16 protein-coding genes are annotated in these 18724 nt (G+C 57.3%); 5 read left to right on the forward strand and 11 right to left on the reverse strand.

Annotation, left to right across the window (positions count from 1 at the left end; all coding sequences use genetic code 11):
- Positions 1-18: 18 nt before the first annotated feature.
- Together N2601_RS32810 and hisD are read right to left on the reverse strand one after the other, a co-directional pair.
- Complete coding sequence (locus tag N2601_RS32810; protein ID WP_260305844.1) at positions 19-1593, reverse strand: Re/Si-specific NAD(P)(+) transhydrogenase subunit alpha; 1575 nt, start codon at positions 1591-1593, stop codon at positions 19-21.
- Positions 1594-1755: 162 nt separating this feature from the next.
- Positions 1756-3066: a histidinol dehydrogenase gene (gene hisD / locus N2601_RS32815; protein WP_260305845.1), complete on the reverse strand. Its 1311-nt coding sequence runs from the start codon at positions 3064-3066 to the stop codon at positions 1756-1758.
- Positions 3067-3156: 90 nt separating this feature from the next.
- Here hisD and N2601_RS32820 point away from each other — a divergent pair, with 90 nt between their 5' ends.
- Positions 3157-4137 (forward strand): LacI family DNA-binding transcriptional regulator, encoded by a 981-nt coding sequence (locus N2601_RS32820; RefSeq protein ID WP_260305848.1) that lies wholly within the window; start codon positions 3157-3159, stop codon positions 4135-4137.
- Between the two features lie 651 nt (positions 4138-4788).
- Here N2601_RS32820 and N2601_RS32825 read toward each other — a convergent pair.
- The 4 genes from N2601_RS32825 to N2601_RS32840 all read right to left on the reverse strand — a co-directional run bounded on the left by N2601_RS32825 (position 4789) and on the right by N2601_RS32840 (position 9109).
- The gene (locus tag N2601_RS32825) at positions 4789-5766 is read right to left on the reverse strand and encodes a helix-turn-helix transcriptional regulator (RefSeq protein ID WP_260305849.1); all 978 of its coding nucleotides are present in this window, start codon (positions 5764-5766) and stop codon (positions 4789-4791) included.
- A gap of 337 nt (positions 5767-6103) precedes the next feature.
- Positions 6104-7102 carry an XdhC family protein gene (locus N2601_RS32830; protein WP_260305850.1) on the reverse strand — a complete coding sequence of 333 codons (999 nt, stop codon included), beginning with the start codon at positions 7100-7102 and terminating at the stop codon, positions 6104-6106.
- Between the two features lie 280 nt (positions 7103-7382).
- A complete protein-coding gene (locus N2601_RS32835; protein ID WP_260305851.1) occupies positions 7383-8150 on the reverse strand; it encodes an SDR family NAD(P)-dependent oxidoreductase in 768 nt (255 codons plus the stop codon).
- An 8-nt stretch (positions 8151-8158) separates the two neighbouring features.
- Positions 8159-9109, reverse strand: a complete 951-nt coding sequence (locus N2601_RS32840; RefSeq protein WP_260305852.1) for a cyclase family protein — start codon at positions 9107-9109, stop codon at positions 8159-8161.
- 117 nt (positions 9110-9226) lie between these two features.
- Between N2601_RS32840 and N2601_RS32845 the strand changes: the two genes are divergently transcribed.
- The 4 genes from N2601_RS32845 (at position 9227) to N2601_RS32860 (ending at position 13409) form a co-directional block, all read left to right on the forward strand.
- On the forward strand, positions 9227-9901 hold the full coding sequence (locus tag N2601_RS32845; RefSeq protein ID WP_260305853.1) for a TetR/AcrR family transcriptional regulator: 675 nt from the start codon (positions 9227-9229) through the stop codon (positions 9899-9901).
- 561 nt (positions 9902-10462) lie between these two features.
- The gene (gene moaA / locus N2601_RS32850) at positions 10463-11494 is read left to right on the forward strand and encodes a GTP 3',8-cyclase MoaA (RefSeq protein WP_260305854.1); all 1032 of its coding nucleotides are present in this window, start codon (positions 10463-10465) and stop codon (positions 11492-11494) included.
- An 18-nt stretch (positions 11495-11512) separates the two neighbouring features.
- On the forward strand, positions 11513-12178 hold the full coding sequence (locus N2601_RS32855) for a nucleotidyltransferase family protein (RefSeq protein WP_260305855.1): 666 nt from the start codon (positions 11513-11515) through the stop codon (positions 12176-12178).
- 289 nt (positions 12179-12467) lie between these two features.
- Positions 12468-13409 (forward strand): LysR family transcriptional regulator, encoded by a 942-nt coding sequence (locus N2601_RS32860; protein WP_260305856.1) that lies wholly within the window; start codon positions 12468-12470, stop codon positions 13407-13409.
- Positions 13410-13488: 79 nt separating this feature from the next.
- On the opposite strand, the gene N2601_RS32865 is transcribed toward N2601_RS32860, so the two are convergent.
- The 5 genes from N2601_RS32865 to N2601_RS32885 all read right to left on the reverse strand — a co-directional run bounded on the left by N2601_RS32865 (position 13489) and on the right by N2601_RS32885 (position 18701).
- Positions 13489-15312, reverse strand: coding sequence for a methyl-accepting chemotaxis protein (locus tag N2601_RS32865; RefSeq protein WP_260305859.1), 1824 nt, complete (start codon positions 15310-15312; stop codon positions 13489-13491).
- Between the two features lie 82 nt (positions 15313-15394).
- Positions 15395-16162 carry an ABC transporter ATP-binding protein gene (locus N2601_RS32870; RefSeq protein ID WP_260305860.1) on the reverse strand — a complete coding sequence of 256 codons (768 nt, stop codon included), beginning with the start codon at positions 16160-16162 and terminating at the stop codon, positions 15395-15397.
- Positions 16116-16847 (reverse strand): ABC transporter ATP-binding protein, encoded by a 732-nt coding sequence (locus N2601_RS32875; protein ID WP_260305861.1) that lies wholly within the window; start codon positions 16845-16847, stop codon positions 16116-16118. The genes N2601_RS32870 and N2601_RS32875 overlap by 47 nt, the downstream gene beginning before the upstream one ends.
- Complete coding sequence (locus N2601_RS32880; RefSeq protein ID WP_260305863.1) at positions 16840-17832, reverse strand: branched-chain amino acid ABC transporter permease; 993 nt, start codon at positions 17830-17832, stop codon at positions 16840-16842. Before N2601_RS32880 ends, N2601_RS32875 begins: the two co-directional genes overlap by 8 nt.
- A complete protein-coding gene (locus tag N2601_RS32885; RefSeq protein ID WP_260305864.1) occupies positions 17829-18701 on the reverse strand; it encodes a branched-chain amino acid ABC transporter permease in 873 nt (290 codons plus the stop codon). The genes N2601_RS32880 and N2601_RS32885 overlap by 4 nt, the downstream gene beginning before the upstream one ends.
- Between the last annotated feature and the right edge of the window lie 23 nt (positions 18702-18724).

An 18724-nucleotide genomic window follows, 5' to 3' on the forward strand; every position in this document is an offset into this window, starting at 1 on the left:
ATCGATCCCTCCTCCAGGTCAGGACTTCTGGAACATTGCCAGCATGCGCCGCGTCACGAAAAAGCCGCCGATGATGTTGATCGTCGATATGAGGACGGCAATTGACGCAAGGACCGTTACCGGAATCGACGTGGAGCCGATCTGCAGCACCGCGCCCAGGATGACAATGCCGGAGACGGCATTGGTAACAGCCATGAGCGGAGTGTGAAGGGCGTGCGAGACCTTCCAGATCACCTGGAACCCGATAAAGCAGGACAACGAAAAGACGATTAGATGATTCATGAAGCTTGCCGGGGCGTAAGCGCCGGCAACAAGCAGGAGTAACGTTGCGAACGCGAGCAAAGCGGCTTGACCGCGCGTCTCAGCTCGGAAGGCTGCCACTTCCCTCTGGCGTCGTTCTTCAGGAGTTGGATCCTTGGGCTTCTGCTTAGTCTTCTGCGCCGCAATGGCCTGCACCTTGAGCGGCGGCGGCGGGTAGGTCACGGCTCCTTCATAGGCGACGGTTGCGCCGCGTATGACGTCGTCTTCCATGTTATGAACGAGATTACCATCCCTGGCTGGTGTCAGATCCGCCATCATGTGGCGAATGTTTGTGGCATAGAGAGTGGAAGATTGCGTCGCCATGCGGCTTGGAAAATCGGTATAGCCAATCACCACGACACCATTGCTCGAGACGATCCGTGTGCCTCCGACAGTGAGATCGCAATTTCCACCCCTTTCGGCAGCGAGATCCACCACCACTGAGCCGGGCTTCATCATCGCCACCATATCGGCCAGCCAGAGCTTTGGCGCGTCGCGACCGGGGATCAGGGCAGTGGTGATAACGATGTCGATTTCGCGTGCTAGGGAGCGGAACCTATCGAGCTGCTTCTGGCGAAATTCTGGCGAGGATGGCGTCGCATATCCTCCCGTCGCCGCTCCATCCTGTTGCTGATCGCCAAAGTCCAGGAATACGAACTCGGCGCCCATGCTTTCGATTTGTTCGGCGACTTCGGGGCGCACGTCGAAGGCATAGGTAATGGCACCCAAGGCTGTTGCCGTCCCGATGGCGGCAAGGCCGGCGACGCCAGCGCCGATGACCAGCACCTTGGCTGGTGGCACCTTGCCGGCAGCCGTGACCTGGCCGGTGAAGAAGCGGCCGAAATTGCTGCCCGCCTCAATCACGGCGCGGTAGCCGGCGATGTTGGCCATCGAGGACAAAGCATCCATCTTTTGAGCGCGCGAGATGCGCGGCACCATATCCATCGCGATGACGTTGACGCCCTTGTCCGTCGCCCGCGCAAGCAGCACATCATTCTGCGCTGGATAAAAAAACGAGATCATCGTCTTTCCGGCGTCGATGCTGTCGATTTCGGTGAGCTCCGGCGGGCGTACTTTTGCGATGACGTCTGCCAGTCGGAAGAGTTCCGTCGCGCTTTCGACGATCTCGACACCGGCACCGCGGTAGGCGTCGTCAGAAAAGCCCGCCAGAAGACCGGCTCCTGACTGGATCAAGCAGATGTGGCCGAGTTTCTGCAAATGGACCGCACTGTCGGGCGTCATAGCAACGCGCGCTTCGCCGGCCCATATTTCACGTGGAGTCCCGATCCTCATTGCCCCTCCTCTCCTCCTCGCGCGCTCACAGCCCATGAGTGCGCAGCCCTGGAGGCGGCGTCAGCCGCCGACCAAAACGCATTGTTGGCGAGTCATGAGACCTGCCTTTGTGGTCCAGGGGACCACAGCATAAGCATCTGAACGCTAGCCTGCTTCAGGCAATCATTCAGCCGCCGTTCCGTAGGCGACGTTGCGGCCGCCATGCCGCCTGACGCGCACATTGGCTTGCTCCGCGTGGCCGACGAACCCTTCCAGCATGCAAAGCCGCGAACAGTACTGGCCGATCATCGTGGCCGCCTCATCCGTCAGAACCTTCTGATAGGAATGGGTCTTTATGAATTTCCCCACCCAAAGACCGCCGGTGTAGCGACCGGCCTTCTTCGTCGGCAGCGTGTGGTTGGTGCCAATAACCTTGTCGCCATTGGCGACATTGGTACGGGGGCCAAGGAACAGGGCGCCGTAAGAATGCATATTGGCAAGGAACCAGTCGTCCCGGTCGGTCATGACCTGAACATGCTCCGAGGCGATGTCATTGGCGACGTCAAGCATCTCCTCATAGGTGTCGCAGACAATGATCTCACCATAGTCCGCCCAGCTCTTTGAAGCGGTATCGGCAGTGGGTAGGATTTTCAGGATGCGGTCGATTTCCGACAGGGTCGCCTGTGCAAGTTTGCTCGAATTGGTGACCAGGACTGCCGGCGAATTGTACCCATGTTCAGCTTGTCCGAGCAGATCTGTTGCACAGAGTTCGGCATCGACCGTTTCGTCGGCAATGACCATCGTTTCCGTGGGGCCCGCAAAAAGGTCGATCCCCACGCGGCCGTACAACTGCCGCTTCGCCTCGGCAACAAAGGCATTGCCGGGGCCAACGAGCATATGGATCGGCTCAATAGTCTCGGTTCCAATTGCAAGTGCTCCGATGGCCTGGATTCCGCCGAGCACGTAGATTTCGTGGGCTCCGCCGAGATGCATGGCCGCGATGACGGCCGGGTTCGGTTCGCCCTTGAATGCCGGCGTTGCGGCAGCAATCCGCGGGACACCGGCGACGGAGGCAGTCGCAACCGACATATGAGCCGAAGCCACCATTGGGAATTTGCCGCCGGGAATGTAGCAGCCGACCGACTGAACGGGAATGTTCTTGTGCCCAAGAATGACACCCGGCAGTGTCTCGACCTCGATGTCGAGCATGGAGTCGCGTTGAGCCTGTGCGAAATTTCGAACCTGGGCCTGCGCGAATTTGATGTCTTCCATGTCACGAGCCGAAACCCGGTTCATGAGCGCCTCGATCTCGCTCGCAGAGAGCTTGAAGGACGCCGGCGAATATTTGTCGAATTTTTCCGAGAGTTCGCGAACCGCGGTGTCGCCTCGCGCCTCAATATCTTTCAAAATACTTTCAACGGTCGAACGAACCTTCTGGTCGTCTTCGGAGCGTTCGTTTTCCGGCTTTCCGCGCTTAATGTAGGTAATAGCCATCATCTTCTCCCTTTCTGTGAGGAGCATAAGCTGCTACATCTGCGTTGCAAGTTTTCATAATGATAGTGAAAAATTTTCAGGATCACTTAGATGAAACCGACGGCAAAACAGGTTGCCCATGCAGCCGGCGTCTCAATCGCCGCCGTTTCGCGCGCCTTCACACCAGGGGCGCCGATCAATCCGGAAAAGAAAAAGAAGATCTTCGCGGTCGCCGAGGAGATCGGTTACATCAGCCCGGCCCGGCGGACCGCGAAGGCCGTGGCAGAAAGCACGATAACGCTCGTTGCGGGAGACCTTCACAATCCCTTTTACCCGCTCGTGCTCGATACCCTTGCAAGGCACCTTCAAGAGAGCGAGCGCCAGTTGCTGGTTTACGCCCTGCCAACTGACAGTAGTATCGACGCGGTCACGGACCAGGTGCTGGCGGCTCGTCCGTCGGGCATCATTGTTACGTCTGCCTCCCTCACATCGAACATGGCGCGCGCATGCCGGCAAAATCAGATCAAGGCCGTCCTGCTTAATCGGATACAGCGAGATATCCGCACCAACGCGGTCTCTTGCGACAACTATCAGGGAGGGCGCGACATCGGCCGACTTTTGCTCGATCGTGGTCACCAGAGGATCGGTTTGATAGGTGGGATCGCCAATACGTCCACCCATGCCGAGCGTGTCCGCGGGTTCCGCGATGTACTTGCCGAGGCAGGACGAACAATCCACGCGCAGGCCAGCGGCAACTACCAGTATGAGATCGCCAAGGAAGCGGGTGTTCACCTTCTTTCAGCCGCCGATCCGCCAGACGCCATCTTCTGCTGCAACGACATCATGGCTTTGGCTGTCATCGATGCTGCGAAAGAGCGGGGGCTGCGTATCCCGCAGGATTTGGCCGTTGCCGGCTTCGACGACATCCCGATGGCAAGCTGGAGTTCCTACCAATTGACGACGATTCGGCAACCAGTGGAGCGGATGGTGCAGGAGGCAGTAAACCTGATCGACGATCCCAACATCAAGGCCTCCGATAATGGGTTCACGCGAATGCTGTCGGGAACACTGGTCGTACGGTCAAGCGCTTGATTGGCCAACCGTTCGCGCGACGGCATCGCAGGGGTCAAATCCTAGCATTGACGCTCGATGCCAACGAACAACGTGTATGCAGAGCGGTCGAGGGTAATTGTGCAACCAGTCTTTTGCTATAGGGTCCATGTCCGGCGATGTGACGGACAGGTTGGGCACCTTGATCTGAGGCGTGAGTTATAGCGGTGGTCTGGCAGGTCGCTATCCCACCGCGTCCCTGAATGTAACGGCTGGCATACTGTGATTTTCATTGATCTGGTGATCAACGAAAGAGCTGCCGTCGGATTTGGCGGCGCCATCAAAGCAAAAACCGATCGGATCGTTTTCGAGCCGATCGGTCAGTCGGCGATGGTCCCGGTCTCAACCCCGGATTATGCTATTGCAATATTACGGCGCCCGTTGCCCTTTGACGACGCACGGCACGAAATCCAACTCGTGGTCTTCGACGCTTCAAGCTCACGTCCAGATTTTCCTGATCGTGAGAACATCCAATTTGGTCTCCATGGAGAAACTCCCCTTCTCGTCCAATGGAAGGGCGGGCAGCCAGGACAACGTGGGAGTGGAAGACCGGTTACGATCGAGGAACAAGGCGAGTGGAACGCCGGTTCTGATCGGTCGGGCTCGTCATTGGCCGCATGCGGTCTGTTTTGGCTATGCCGGATTGTCCCCCGTCCTGCTAAGGGTTTGCGATGGCAGTTCGCCGAAGCGCCTTCGATATTGGCCGGAGAACCGGCCGACATGTGTAAAGCCCCATTTCTGTGCAATGGCTCTTACGGATTGATCAGATTCACCAGATGAAAGCTCCCGACGAACAGCATCGAGACGGAGATGCTCTAGAAAGGTCATGGGCGTCGTCATGCGGAATTTTCGAAAACCATCCTGCAGGGTGCGGGTACTGACGCTGCACGCCTCGGCGATCTCGTTCAGCGTCACCCCGCGGGAAACGTTGGTATGCATATAGTGGATCGCATGCTTGACGTGCCGTGGAATGGGAGATGTGGTGCTGCGGGAAAACTCGCGGGCGTAGTTGTGCCCAACCGCTTCGATAAGAAACTCGAGGCTAGCTTCCAGAAGATGCCCGAGCGCCACCGGTGTTTTATGCAGGGTCTCGCCCGCGAGGCCGTGATGCATGGTTGTCGCGAGACGCGCCAAATCCAAACCCGGTCCCTGAGAAAGATCGATTTCATTGGCGAATTGCAGGCGGCCCCGCACTGAAATATTCAATCGAACTTCGATCCGCCGCGCTAGCTCGACGTGAGGCACCCTCAAGCAAAGGTGGGTTCGAGGGCCGGCAATGTGAAGCTCATAATTCTGTAGCCGATCAACAAAAACGCCGAGGTTTTCGATGGAGGGTATCTTGCGGTCGGTGACCGCCACCAAGGCGTTGCCCGTAAGCGGGATCAGAACCGTGGCCGTGTCGATCGACGCGGGAAAATGGATCGTGAAAGCTCCGTCATAGCTGCTCGCTATGATCGAGACCCCTCGCGTGCCGACCAAGTCGATCCGGTATTTCGTTGCCCCTCTGCTTTCCCTTCTCACCTCTCCATTGTGCAGGTGGGAAAGCGACGCTGAGAGCTCCTGCAGATCCGTTCCGGCGAACGATAGATGTTCAACGCTGTTCCAGTTCACATCAGGCACTCCTGTCGACGCCGGACAATGGTGATGTCTGCGTTTGACATGAAATCTCTCGTCAATCAGTGCGGTGAAAGGACATACGGCCGCAGTCGATCGTTAACGTCTTGTGTGCCAGCCGGTGTCATTTTTGTCCGCCTCGTCCCCTGTGCCTTCCATATCCGGCCGAACCCGGTTCATACCCGGCCACAGTTCGTGGCAATCATAGACACAATGTGCTGAGCCAAGTCGCGCGGCCTCGTGGTGCAACCATGACAACCACGTATGAAGACGGGCGGTCCAGCAGGCCGAAGTCATGGCTCACCTCGCGCTGCTCTTGGAACAATGCAATCGATCACAGGCAGCACTCCTTCGTTAGGTTACGCTGCTCGGAGGCTTTAGAGGCCTGCGAACCCGCTGCCACGATCTCGGCGAGCACGGACACCGCCAGCGACTTTGGATCGCGCGATGAGGGGATCACGCCAATCGGCCCGCGAACTCGGCTCGACTGCTCAAGGGAGACACCAATCTCGTCCAGCCGCTGCAGCCTTGAGCGTTGCGTGGCACGACTGCCTTGAGCGCCGATATAGAAGGCAGGGGTCGAGAGAAGATGCTTCAGGATTTCGGGCTCATAGTCGTGATCATGGTAGAAAAGGACAGCCGCGGTGCGCGTATCGATTTGCAGCGCGCAAAGCTCCGAAAGGTTTGTGAGTTCGCGGCACTGATTTCCAGATGCCCGCGTTGACGCAAGGGTTATCGCGTCATGAGATACCAGCAGTTGTTGATAACCCAGCCCCTCCGCCAACGCAGCAAACACTGATGCCTCTGGTCCAGCGCCGAAAGTGACAAATTTCAGCGGCGGTTCGAAGCCGAGGGCGAAACCATGAGCGTCGATTTTCGTTTCACGGATCGGTCCGAGCGTAAGCCGTCCGAATTTCGAAATCTGCAAGCTGACAGGGGACCGGAGCTTCCTTGCCTTGGAAAGTTTTCGCAGAACATCGACATCCCGGAGGGGAAACAACATGACATCAATACCGCCACCGCACGGAAGGCGGATATCAATAAAACGCGATCCCTCGCCGTAGCAAAGCAGACGCACCTCACCGGACGCGCGGATCTCATTTGCATGCAAGATGAGGTCGGCTTCGACACAGCCGGATGTTATCGCCCCGGCAAAACGCCCGTCTGGAAGAATCGCCATGGCCGCTCCTGCCGAGCGGTAAGCGGGACCGCGGGTCTCGATCAGAACGGCGAGGACTACATCGCCGCTGGCATTGATGGCGAATTCCCATGGATCGGCCAGCGCCGGATGTGCGCCTGACAGCAATGGCGCGGCCTGCAATTCACATCGCATTGGCGATCCTCCCGAAAACTTCGTCTTAAATGCGCGTTCCAGCACGCCTGTCGCGTGCAGCCCAGACGCGGCTCGCTCGGCCTGGAACCCCTCCCGAACTCCGCGACCCCTTCCAAAGAACATTATTTATCAGTCGAACACTAAACGGCTTCGATGTCAAGCAGGAACAATTACCGCAGTCAAGATTTTCCATACGGAACAGGTGGTTACCTTCGTTAGCCAACGTCCCGATCCCAGGTAGGGAAGCCGACTGGGAATGTGGGTACATTTCTCCGACCGATCAATCCGCCGTCCAGCCACCATCGACCACAAGAGCGCTTCCCGTGATGAGTGACGATGCGTCCGAGGCGAGGAAAAGCACCGCTCCGACCACGTCCTCGGGCGTACCCAGGCGCCCGAGCTTAATTTTCGAAACGATGGCGTTGCGCGCGGCAGGATCTTCGAGAAACGGTCTTGTCATCGGAGTTTCGATAAAGGTCGGCGCGACCGTGTTGACGCGAATCCCAACAGGGCCGAGCTCAATGGCGAGTGCTTTCGTAAAGCCTTCCAGCGCCCACTTGGAAGCGCAGTAGATGGTGCGGTTGGCAGCACCGACGTGACCCATCTGCGATGACATGTTGATGACCGAACCCTGAATGCCTAACGCTGCCATACGGCCCGTGACTGCCTGAGCCGCAAAGACCGCGGCCCGGACGTTCAATCCCATCACCGCATCGAAGTCGTCGACGGTCACGTTTTCCAGAGGTTTGGGCCTGTTCGTGCCGGCATTGTTGACGAAAATATCGAAGGCTGGCAAAGCCTCGATCTGGCCACGAAAACCTGCGATGTCGCTGACATCTGCGACGAGCGCGCGGGCCTTGAAGCCGTGATCCCGGATGATCTGGGCGCCCTCCTCGACTTCACTTTCGGTCCTGGCGCAAAGTGTGACCTCTGCGTCAGCGCTTGCCAGCCCCTCGGCAATCGAGCGCCCGAGGCCGCGGCCAGCACCGGTGACAAGCGCCCTGCGGCCAGAAAGCGAGAGCCGTTCAAGGATGTTGAAGCCCGACATTGTCTCGTTCACTTGATGGCTTGCGGATTGATCGGCGAGCCGGCCCCGCCTGGCAAATGCAGAGGAGGCGCCAGGAAGAAGAACTCGTAGACCTTGTCCGCGGAGCAATCCTCAGCAAGCTCCTTGAGATAAAAGATCTCACCCATCGCGATTCCCATTGCCGGAATGACCACCCAGTGCCAAGGCTGGTTGGCTTCCTTGGTTTGATTGGGACGGACTTCGCATCCCCAGGTGTCGGTGCAGATACCGGCAACGTCCTTCTCTCGAAGCCAGAAGCAGGTATCAAAGCCCATGCCGGGCGCATCGCCTCCGGCGTACCCGTCCCAGCTTCCCTTCGCCAGACAGCGCTCCTGATGGCCTGTGCGAACGATTACGAAATCGCCCTTGCGTATTTCCACGCCCTGCGTGGCGGCGCATCCATCAAGATCCTCGGGCGTGATCGGGTAGCCATCGTCAAGCGATGCAACACCTTTCCAGCGCGCGACGTCGAGAAGAACGCCACGTCCGACCATCTTGTCGCGATAATGCTCAATACCGAGCTTCTTGGCGCCTTTGACGTCGACCAATTTGGCGTCGTAGCCGTTATACATCTTGTCATCAAGAAAGATGTGGCAGAGCGCATCCCACTGCGTCGAGGCCTGGCAGGGCATGTTGATCGCATCGTCGGCGTAACGAAGATAGGGTGCAGGCTCATCTTGATTGCCAGCGGCAGCGTCTGTGCCCGTGGCCAACATTGTGTGGATCGGGTTCCAGCGGCCTCCAAACAGGCCTGACTGGATTTGCTCCTTGAGCGACAGACCGAGCGAAAAGGTCTTGCCCTTCCTTACCAGCGAGGCGGCCGCGACGATGTCGGCGGGCTCGATGTTGTTGAGTGTGCCGATCTGGTCGTCCTCGCCCCAGCGACCCCAGTTCGAAACCTTTTTCGCGGCGTCGTAGATAGCCTGACGGGTAAACGTCATGATGGTTTCCTCCTCAGTAGTTATCAGTCGATAAATAAAACTACATTTTGCCGATAGTCAAGGGGTTTTTTTCCGTGTAGAAAAATCCTTCCACGCCAAATCAAAATTAACGGGAAAATGGTTCCAAAGAACGCCGCCAAAAGACGCCGCCTACCGCCTACAGAGCGGCGAGAGGAGATTCTCAAAAAGGCAATCAATCTGTTCTCAGAGCACGGGTTTGAGAGCAGCACGCGTGAGATCGCGCGACAGCTCGGCATCACGCAACCCCTGCTCTATCGCTACTTTCCAAGCAAGGACGATCTCGTCCGCGCGGCCTATCGCTCCGTTTACCTCGATCGGTGGGATGTGGAGTGGGATCGCTTGCTCTGTGAACGCGACCAGCCACTGGATTGGCGGCTAAAGACTTTCTACAGAAGCTACACCGAAACCATTTTTACCCGAGACTGGATGCGCATCTATCTCTTCTCAGGACTGAAAGGCGCGGACATCAATCGATGGTATATTGGTCTGCTTGAAGAACGGATCTTGCAGCGTATCATAAAGGAATACCGGTACCTGGCGGGACTCGACGGCGAGGCGAAACCTCAGGCTGAAGAATTGGAACTGGCGTGGGCTTTGCACAGCGGCATCTTCTATCTCGGCGTTCGCGAGCACATCTTCAGCCTGCCGCCGCCGCAAGATCGTCACCGGATCATCGCAAACGTCGTTGATGTTTTCCATCAGGGCATCCAAGCATATTTCGCGAAACTTTCGGATCGCGAGCCTGCGAAGCTCGCGGCACAAGTCTCCTAAAATCGCCGCAGTTCACCAACTCATCACTATTGAACCCGACGGCAGCGGGGCCGGCCGGGCCGATTGTGGTGGGTCGAACACAAGCCCCCTGCGCCGGATTTTCGAATTCATATTGACAAATTTAATTATCATTAGATAAATAAATTCTCAACGCTGCTAGTCTCCCCCGTGCCGCCTCTCGGGCAATGTAAGCATCTAGCTAGCCAAGGCTCGAGAGGTGGCAGGGAGGGCGTCGGGCAAACTGGGAGGAGCCATCTGAGGTCGGCTGTCTGACTTGGACGATCGATACCGGACGAAGGGGAGAATAGATGTTCACTATGCTGGAACGTCAGCACACGCTCTCACCTTTTTTGCCTATCTGGAGTGGGGCATCGAAACACGCGGCCGCACCATATCAGCGCTCGACGGGAAGGCATAATCGAAGGGCTGAGGCAATCTGGCTCGATAACTCGACATGCTAACCAAGAAATCGCCGGGGCGCCAGGCATCGCGGTTCGGGTGTCGGTCGCGGTTTTATCAATTTACGATGCAGAGTTTCTGTGTGTTTTTTGGAGAGCTCCTATGCTCGCCTCGAGGGACGTAAGATACCAACCGCAGAAAAGACGGATGATCGACCCTTTTGGGCGGGCGGTCACCTATCTCCGCGTCTCCGTCACCGACCGCTGCGATTTCCGCTGCACCTATTGCATGGCCGAGAACATGACCTTCCTGCCGAAGAAGGACCTGTTGACGCTGGAAGAGCTCGACCGGCTCTGTTCCGCCTTCATCGCCAAGGGCGTGCGCAAGATCAGGCTCACCGGCGGCGAGCCGCTGGTACGCAAGAACATCATGTATCTGGTTCGCCAGGTCGGCGAAAAGATCGGCGCCGGCCTCGACGAATTGACGCTGACCACCAACGGCTCTCAACTGTCCCGCCATGCCGAGGAGCTCTATGATTGCGGCGTGCGCCGCATCAACGTCTCGCTCGATACGCTCGATCCCGACAAGTTCCGCAAGATCACCCGCTGGGGCGATTTCGCCAAGGTCATGGAAGGCATCGACGCCGCAGAGAAGGCCGGGCTGAAGATCAAGCTCAACGCCGTGGCGCTGAAGGGTTTCAACGACGCCGAGATGCCCGATCTCCTGCGCTTCGCCCATGGCCGCGGCATGGACTTGACCGTCATCGAAACCATGCCGATGGGCGAGATCGAAGAAGACCGCACCGACCGGTACCTGCCGCTCTCCGAGTTGCGCGCCGATCTGGAGAAGCAGTTCACTCTCACGGATATCGACGATCAGACCGGCGGCCCGGCGCGTTACGTCAGGGTCACCGAGACCGGCGGCCGCCTCGGCTTCATCACGCCGATGACCCATAATTTCTGCGAGAGCTGCAACCGCGTCCGCCTCACCTGCACCGGCACGCTCTATATGTGCCTCGGCCAGAACGACGCCGCCGACCTGCGTTCCGCACTGCGCGCCACCGAAGACGACGCCCTCCTCCACGCCGCCATCGACGAAGCCATCACCCGCAAGCAGAAAGGCCACGATTTCATCATCGACCGCACGCATAATCGCCCCGCCGTGGTACGGCATATGAGTGTCACTGGCGGCTGAAGGAAAGGATAGGTTGGCATGTCTAACGATGCTCTGGAAACTCATGCGAAGAGCACGTCTGTGGGACAAGGCCCGTTTCGCCGTGTTGCCATCATCTTGCTTGCCGCTGGTCAGGCGACCCGCATGGGCCCCAGCGGCGCCCATAAGTTGCTCGCAGAATTTGACGGAATTCCGCTGGTTCGACGTATGGCCGCGATCGCACTCGAGTCGAGCGCGCGGGCCGTCATCCTCGTAACGGGCCATAGGCGATCCGAGATCGAAACTGCGATTGAAGGCCTGAGGCTCGAACTGGTCGACAATCCACAATATCTTTCGGGAATGGCGAGCTCTTTGATTGCAGGTGTGTCACGGCTTCAAGATCGGGCGGTCGAGGGGGCACTGGTGATGCTCGCCGATATGCCGGGCTTGCGGAGCTCGCACCTCGACGAGTTAATCAACGCGTTCCAATCTTCCGGGTGTGATTGCATCGTGCGCGCGGCTTGTCATGGCAGCCCGGGAAACCCGGTCATACTTCCGAAATCGCTCTATCCGAATATCTTTCAGCTGCAGGGTGACATCGGGGCTCGGCACCTTATCGAGAATGCATCATTGCCGGTCATTCAGGTGGAAATTGGCGAAGCCGCGCTGCTGGATTTGGACACACCGGAGTCGGTAGTAGAGGCCGGCGGCATCATCAAAAACTAGGGCCTCTAGCGTGCGTGCAGGCGCCATGGGTGTCTCTGAGAACGATCAGACGCCCGACATCTAACTAAACGATCAGTTCGCTGACGCTGCTGAACAACGCAAACGGCCGAGAACCAATAGGACCTCGTTCGTCGCGTGACGGTACGGGGTCAGCTAGGGGGTGAGAGAAGCTTACCGGCTGCTGCGTTGATGACGACTTCAATTCCCGCGGTCCGCGCCGCCATAGTTGACGCCTCTTTCCACTTCACGGCATGATGGGACCAAAAATGAATAGGGCGGAAACCGGGTCATGAATTTGCGGCAAATTCGATACTTTCTGGAGATAGCCGAACACGGCAATTTCACGCGTGCCTCTGAAGTTCTCAATATCGCGCAGCCCGCTCTTTCGAGGCAGATCCGGCTGCTTGAGGAAGATCTAGGCGAAGCGCTTTTCATTCGATCCGGCCATGGCGTCGCGTTGACCGCTGCGGGCAAGGCTCTGCGTGAAAAAGCAACAGCGCTCGTCTACGAGTTTGACAAGCTTCGTGATGTCGTTGCCGATCAATCGGAACCGCGAGGCCACCTGACGGTGGGGTTGCCCCCTGCCATCGCCCAGATGGTGAGCATCGAGTTGATCGACGCTTACTGCCGACAGTATACTGATGTTCACCTTCATATTCGCGAAGGGATCAGTTTGGATCTTATTGCCGGTATCCAGCAGAGCAAAATCGACTGCGCAATCGTCGTGTCCGATGAGAATCAGGTTATGCGCTCCGAATTTCTATTCAGGGAAACCCTTTTCCTGGTCGCCCCCGCCTCTGAGAACTATGACCTAAATCAGCAGCTCAAGTTGGATAGCGCTGCTGGCAAGCCGCTCATAATGACCAACAGAATGAATAATTTTCGGGTAGCGATCGAAGACGCTTTTGGGCGTAGCCAGCTTCCGATGCGCGTCCTAGCTGACAGCAATTCGACGAGTATGATTGCGGCGCTCGTCGCCAAAGGCACGGCCTACAGTATCCTGCCCTATTGTGCGATCGACGCCGCCCTCAGCCAGGGTCTTATTTCAGCAAGCCCTATTGAGGGCCTCTTTGTCGATTGGGCATTTGTAAGCCCTCCTCAGACGGAACTGACCATTCCTGCGAAGCTCTTTCATCAAATGCTCCTTGACCAGATCCATCGAAAAATCGAAGGAAACAACTGGCTGGGTGCCGTGATAGCTACGCCTGGGCCGACCACTGTAGGTGCTTAGTACAGCTCTCATCGATGGCGCGGTGCAACCGCCTGACGCGCAGGCAGATTTTCGTTTAGAGGCGCATGAGCCATCTGCTTTAACCAACCGATGCGATCTTGGCTGTGACCTGAGCTGTCGCGGTGCCACCAACATTGAACTCGCCAAGCAAACGGAATAGTGCGGTGGCTTCGGCTGCAAGACTGTGGGCGGCGGCAGCGGATTCCTCAACCATCGCCGCATTTTTCTGGGTGCCGCGGTCGACGACGTTGATTGCCTGGTTTATCTCGGCAATTCCGAGAGACTGCTCCTTGGCAGCTTCCACAATCGCCTCGACATTGTCGCTCACCTGCTTGACCTGCGACACGATAGTATGGAGCGCACTGCCTGTTTCGCCAACCAAAGCAACGCCCGTCTGAACGTGGACATTCGAAACGGCAATCAACTGGTTGATCTGTTGCGCAGCCTTGGCAGAGCGTTGCGCGAGTTCACGCACCTCCTGCGCGACGACTGCAAAGCCTTTCCCGGCGTCACCTGCACGCGCCGCCTCGACGCCGGCGTTGAGAGCCAGCAAATTGGTCTGAAAAGCGATTTCATCAATGACGCCGATGATGCCGGAAATTTCTTCTGAAGAGGCTTCAATTTTGCTCATTGCCTCAATGGCGCGGGCAACGACGGTGCCGGATATCTCGGCATTCTCCCGTGTCCGACGCACAAGACGCCCTGCCTCTTCGGCGCGTCGGCTTGCCTGTGCCACCGTCGTCGTGATCTCCTCCAATGCCGCAGCCGTCTCCTCGACGGAGGCTGCCTGCTGTTCCGTGCGCTTCGACAGTTCGTCCGATGCACTGCGGATCTGCTCCGAGCCCGCCGTGATGGCGCCGGCATTGCGTGCGACCGCCTGCATTGCTTGAAGAAGCCTACTTATCGCGGAGTTGAAATTGGCGCGCAGTACATTATAACGGCTCCCGAGATCCGAGCAGCGCACCGTGAGATCGCCCTCAGAAAGTGCCGCAAGTGCCTGGCTCAATTGTTTCACGACATGTGCCTGTCCCTCAGCTTCCTCCTGCTGAATGCGGGAGCTCTCGGAACGTTCCTGTTCGATCAGCTTCTGCTGTTCGCCTTCACGCTTTTCCATCGCCAGACGATCGCGAACCTTGTCCTGAAGGATCTTCGTGGCTCTTGCCATCATCCCGATTTCGTTCGTCATGTTCGTATGGGGGATAGCGATCGCGACGTCATCATTCGAAACCGCCGACAAAGATGAATGAATGCGGGCGAGCGGTTGTGTGATGCTGCGCATAACCACAAATGCTCCTATTAAGCTGACGATGAGGACGGCCGCCACGACCCCGAGTGCCTGACCGTAAACCTGATTAACCTTCGCATCGATGTCGTCGAGGTATGCGCCAGTACCAAGCACCAACTGCCAAGGCTCAAATGCCTTTGAGTATGAGAGCTTCTTAAACGTCACATCATCTGCACCACCGGGCTTCGGCCACAAATATTCACTGTAACCACCCCCGGCTCTGCCGGCATCCACGATATTCTTAATCAGTGGCGTTCCGTTTTTGTCGGTCAGGGCCATGAAATTCTTGCCAACTCCGACATTGCCCGGGTTGATGACGCGCACGCCGGAATAGTCATATCCGAAAATAACGCCATTCGGCTCGTAATGAATCTGCGAAATTAGTGCCGTCGCCTGCGCAACCGCCTCATTACGACCTATTTTCCCGGCAGTCTCGTCACTATGGAGTTTGGTCACGATCGAATAGGCGATGTCGACCTGTGTCTTCAGTGCGTCCTTGCGCTCGCTATAGATCGTCTTCGTTGCTGAATTAATGAGGAATACGGCAGCTACGGCGAACATGATGACGAGGCCCGTCGTCAGCAAAATCAATTTGCTGGAAATGCGAAAATTCGACATAGAATCCTCTACGGACAGCAGAAAGCTGATCCAGTTGCACCTGTGTATTTGAAGGCCCTGGGGTGGGGACGGCTTTCAGGCATCAACCTCCCAAGTAGAGTTGGCTGATGAGCTCGCTGTCGCGAAGTTCAGCGGCGGTGTCCGCAGAAAAGGCTACCTCACCATGCACGAGAACATAGCCTCGATCAGCAATTCGCATAGCTTCCTGAAAATTCTGTTCGGCCATAATGACGGTTAGCCCGAACTGCTCTTTCAACTCACCGATCTTCGCGATCGCCTGTGACACCATGATCGGTGCCAGACCCACGGAAGGCTCGTCGACAAGGAGAATTCGCGGCGAGGACATGATCGCCCTGCCAAGCGCCAGCATCTGCTGTTGTCCGCCTGACATAGATCCTGAGAGCTGCCGGCGTCTTTCCTTCAGGATTGGGAAGGCGCCATAACAAAACTCGAGATTGGCGGCGATCTTTTTTCTTGCGGCTTTCCGATAGGCGCCGAGAAGCAGATTTTCCTCCACGGTGAGCTGCGGAAATAGCCGCCGCCCCTCTGGAACGATGCTGATACCGTGTTCAACGATTTCATCGGTGTTGAGGTTGGTTAGGTCAATCGCCTGTCCGTCAAGCTCAAGGATGATCGAGCCATGCGTCGGACGGACGTCGCCGATCAGGCACTTCATCAATGTGCTCTTGCCATTGCCGTTGGTGCCGAGGAGGGCAACTGTCTCGCCGTCCCGCGCTTCGATTGACAAACCATGTAGGACCTGCACCGTACCGTATCCGGCATGCAAGTCGCGCACCACTATCTTAACTGCCAAGATATGCCCTCCGCACTTCTGGATTAGCCATGACATCCGCGGGCGCGCCGTCGCATATGATCCGCCCAGCAGTCAGGCAAACGATGCGCTGCGAAAACCGCATGACCGCTTGTAGAATGTGCTCCACCATGATGATGGTAATGCCGGATGAATTGAGTTCCATCAGGATATCGAGGATCTCATGGACTTCCTTGGTGGCAAGGCCGGCCATGGCCTCGTCACAGATCAGCAATTTGGGGCGAGCAGCAACTGCCCTCGCCAGCTCAAGTTTGCGCAACTCAACCTGCGACAATTGTCCCGCCGGCGCGTTCATGCGATCGGAGAGCCTGACGCGGCGTAGTAGATCGCTGGCTTCGGAACGAACCACACTCTCGTTCTTGGCGTCGACCAGACGGTGAACGATGTATTCGAGCGGCACCATCAGGTTCTCGATGACAGTCATCGAGTGGAACGGCTTCGGGATCTGAAACGTCCGCGCCAGGCCGGCCTTGGCCCTGCGATAGGTCGCGAGCTTCGAAATGTCTGCGCCGTCAAATGAAATCGCTCCCCCTTCGATCGGCAATACGCCGGAAATGCAGTTGATCAGGGTTGTCTTGCCAGACCCGTTCGGGCCGATTAGGCCGAGGCGCTCGCCCTTGGCAATGTCTAGATTGACATCCGTGAGCGCGGTAAAACCACCGAACCGTTTCGTGACGTTGTCCACCTTCAAAAGGCTAGTCATGCGCTTTTGCTCCTTCGGCGAGGTGGATAGGTTTGGCAACTGGTTGAATGCTCTTGCGGGCAAGCTTTACCAAGCCCACTAGACCCTCGGGTGCCATGATCACGAAGATGACCATGAGAAGTCCGACGACAAACAGATGAAGCTCAGGGCTGGCCGATGCGGCGTATTGCTGGCTGCCGGCGATCAGAATTGCGCCGAGGACGGGACCCCACCAGCGTGACATTCCACCAACAACGGCCATTGAAAGGGCCATGACCGAATAATTCAGGCTAAACGTCGAACTCGGTTCGACAAAGCTTGTATAGAGCGGGAACGGAGCACCAGCTGCCGCCATGAGCGCGCCCGATATCGCGCAGGCTATCAGTTTGAGCCGCAACGTCGGAACTCCCGAGCACTCTGCCGCCGCTTCTGCGTCGCGCACGGCATGAAGGCCTCTGCCGAGCCAGGAACGCTCGATGTAACGGGCGACAATGATTGCAACAACCGTGAGGATCGTCATCACGAACAGCAACAGCCTGGTATATGTGTCGAATCCAAATGGGACTTCCGGGCGTATGATCTGCATGCCCGTCGCGCCGCCTACGAAGCGCCAGTTGAGGATGAATGTTTCGATGACGATCGCAGCCGCGATCGTTGCAATCGAAAAGAAGATGCCTTTCAAGCGAAGAGTCAGTAACCCGGCTCCTACACCAAGAAGAGCTCCAATGATGGCGGCCCCGGCAATCTGTATCAGGAGCGGCGCATCGAAAGCCTTCATCAGCACAAGAGCAGTGTAGGCGCCAAGACCGAAAAAGGCGCCTGTTCCGAAATTGACGTAGCCTGCGTAGCCGCCAAGAATGTTCCAGGCCGTTGCGAGGACGACGTACTGAAGAACGACATACCCGACATACAGGTAGTATTCATTGAGCCCGAGCTTCGGCAATAGGAATGCCATGGCCGGAACTGCCAGGACGAGCAACCAGAATGGGATCGAATTGTTTCTCATCGTCCAAAAAGCCCCTGTGGCCGCAAGCCCAATACGAGCAAGAGAAGTCCGAAGGCCACCGCAGGGGCCCATGAGGCGCCAAAAGCGGTCAGCACGAGCGATTCCATGACCCCCAACAAAATGCCGGCGATCAATGTCCCGTTCATACTTCCCAGTCCTGCGAGAACCACGACGCAGAAAGTTCTGCCGATATAAACCCTGTCGAGGCTCGGTTCGACAGGGCTAACTATGATCAGCAACGCCCCGCCGATCGCCGTTGCAGCAGTGGCAAGACCGAAAGCCCATTGTTTGGTCAGCACCGGGTTCGCACCAATCACCTTCAACGCCCACGGATCCTGGGCAACCGCACGTACCGCCCGCCCCCGGAATGTTTTGGACAGATACAGATTAAGGCCGAAAACCAGGCCGACGGCCACCACAAGTGCAACGATCAGGCGCCAGGGTATTCTCATTTCCCCAAGCCCGAGGCTGCTGCCGATATAGGGTGCACCCACACTTTGCTGGTCGAGACCGAACATGAGCGAAAGCACAACCTGTACAATGAACGCTATACCGAAGAAAAAGGCGATGCCGCGGACCCCCGCATCGGTGCCGCGTTTCTCGAAAGCTTCATAGTAGAAGCGGTAAACGGCGGCACCGAGGAAGAAAAACGGGATCAAGATCAGGGCTCCTGCAATGAGTGGATCTATCCCGTAAGATCCAAGCAGGAAGGTCATGTAAGCCGCCAGCACAAGGAAGGAAGCGTGGGCGATGTGGGGCACGTCAAGCAGCCCGAATGCAATTGAAAGCCCGATGCTGACGGCTGCATAAAAGCAGCCGACCAGAACACCGAAGACGAGCCCCTCAATCAAAAGATCGATCGAAACCATGTTCAGTTCCTCCCTCGGAACGC

Origin of the sequence: Rhizobium sp. CB3060 (assembly GCF_025200735.1) — a bacterium.
Taxonomy (GTDB): domain Bacteria; phylum Pseudomonadota; class Alphaproteobacteria; order Rhizobiales; family Rhizobiaceae; genus Rhizobium.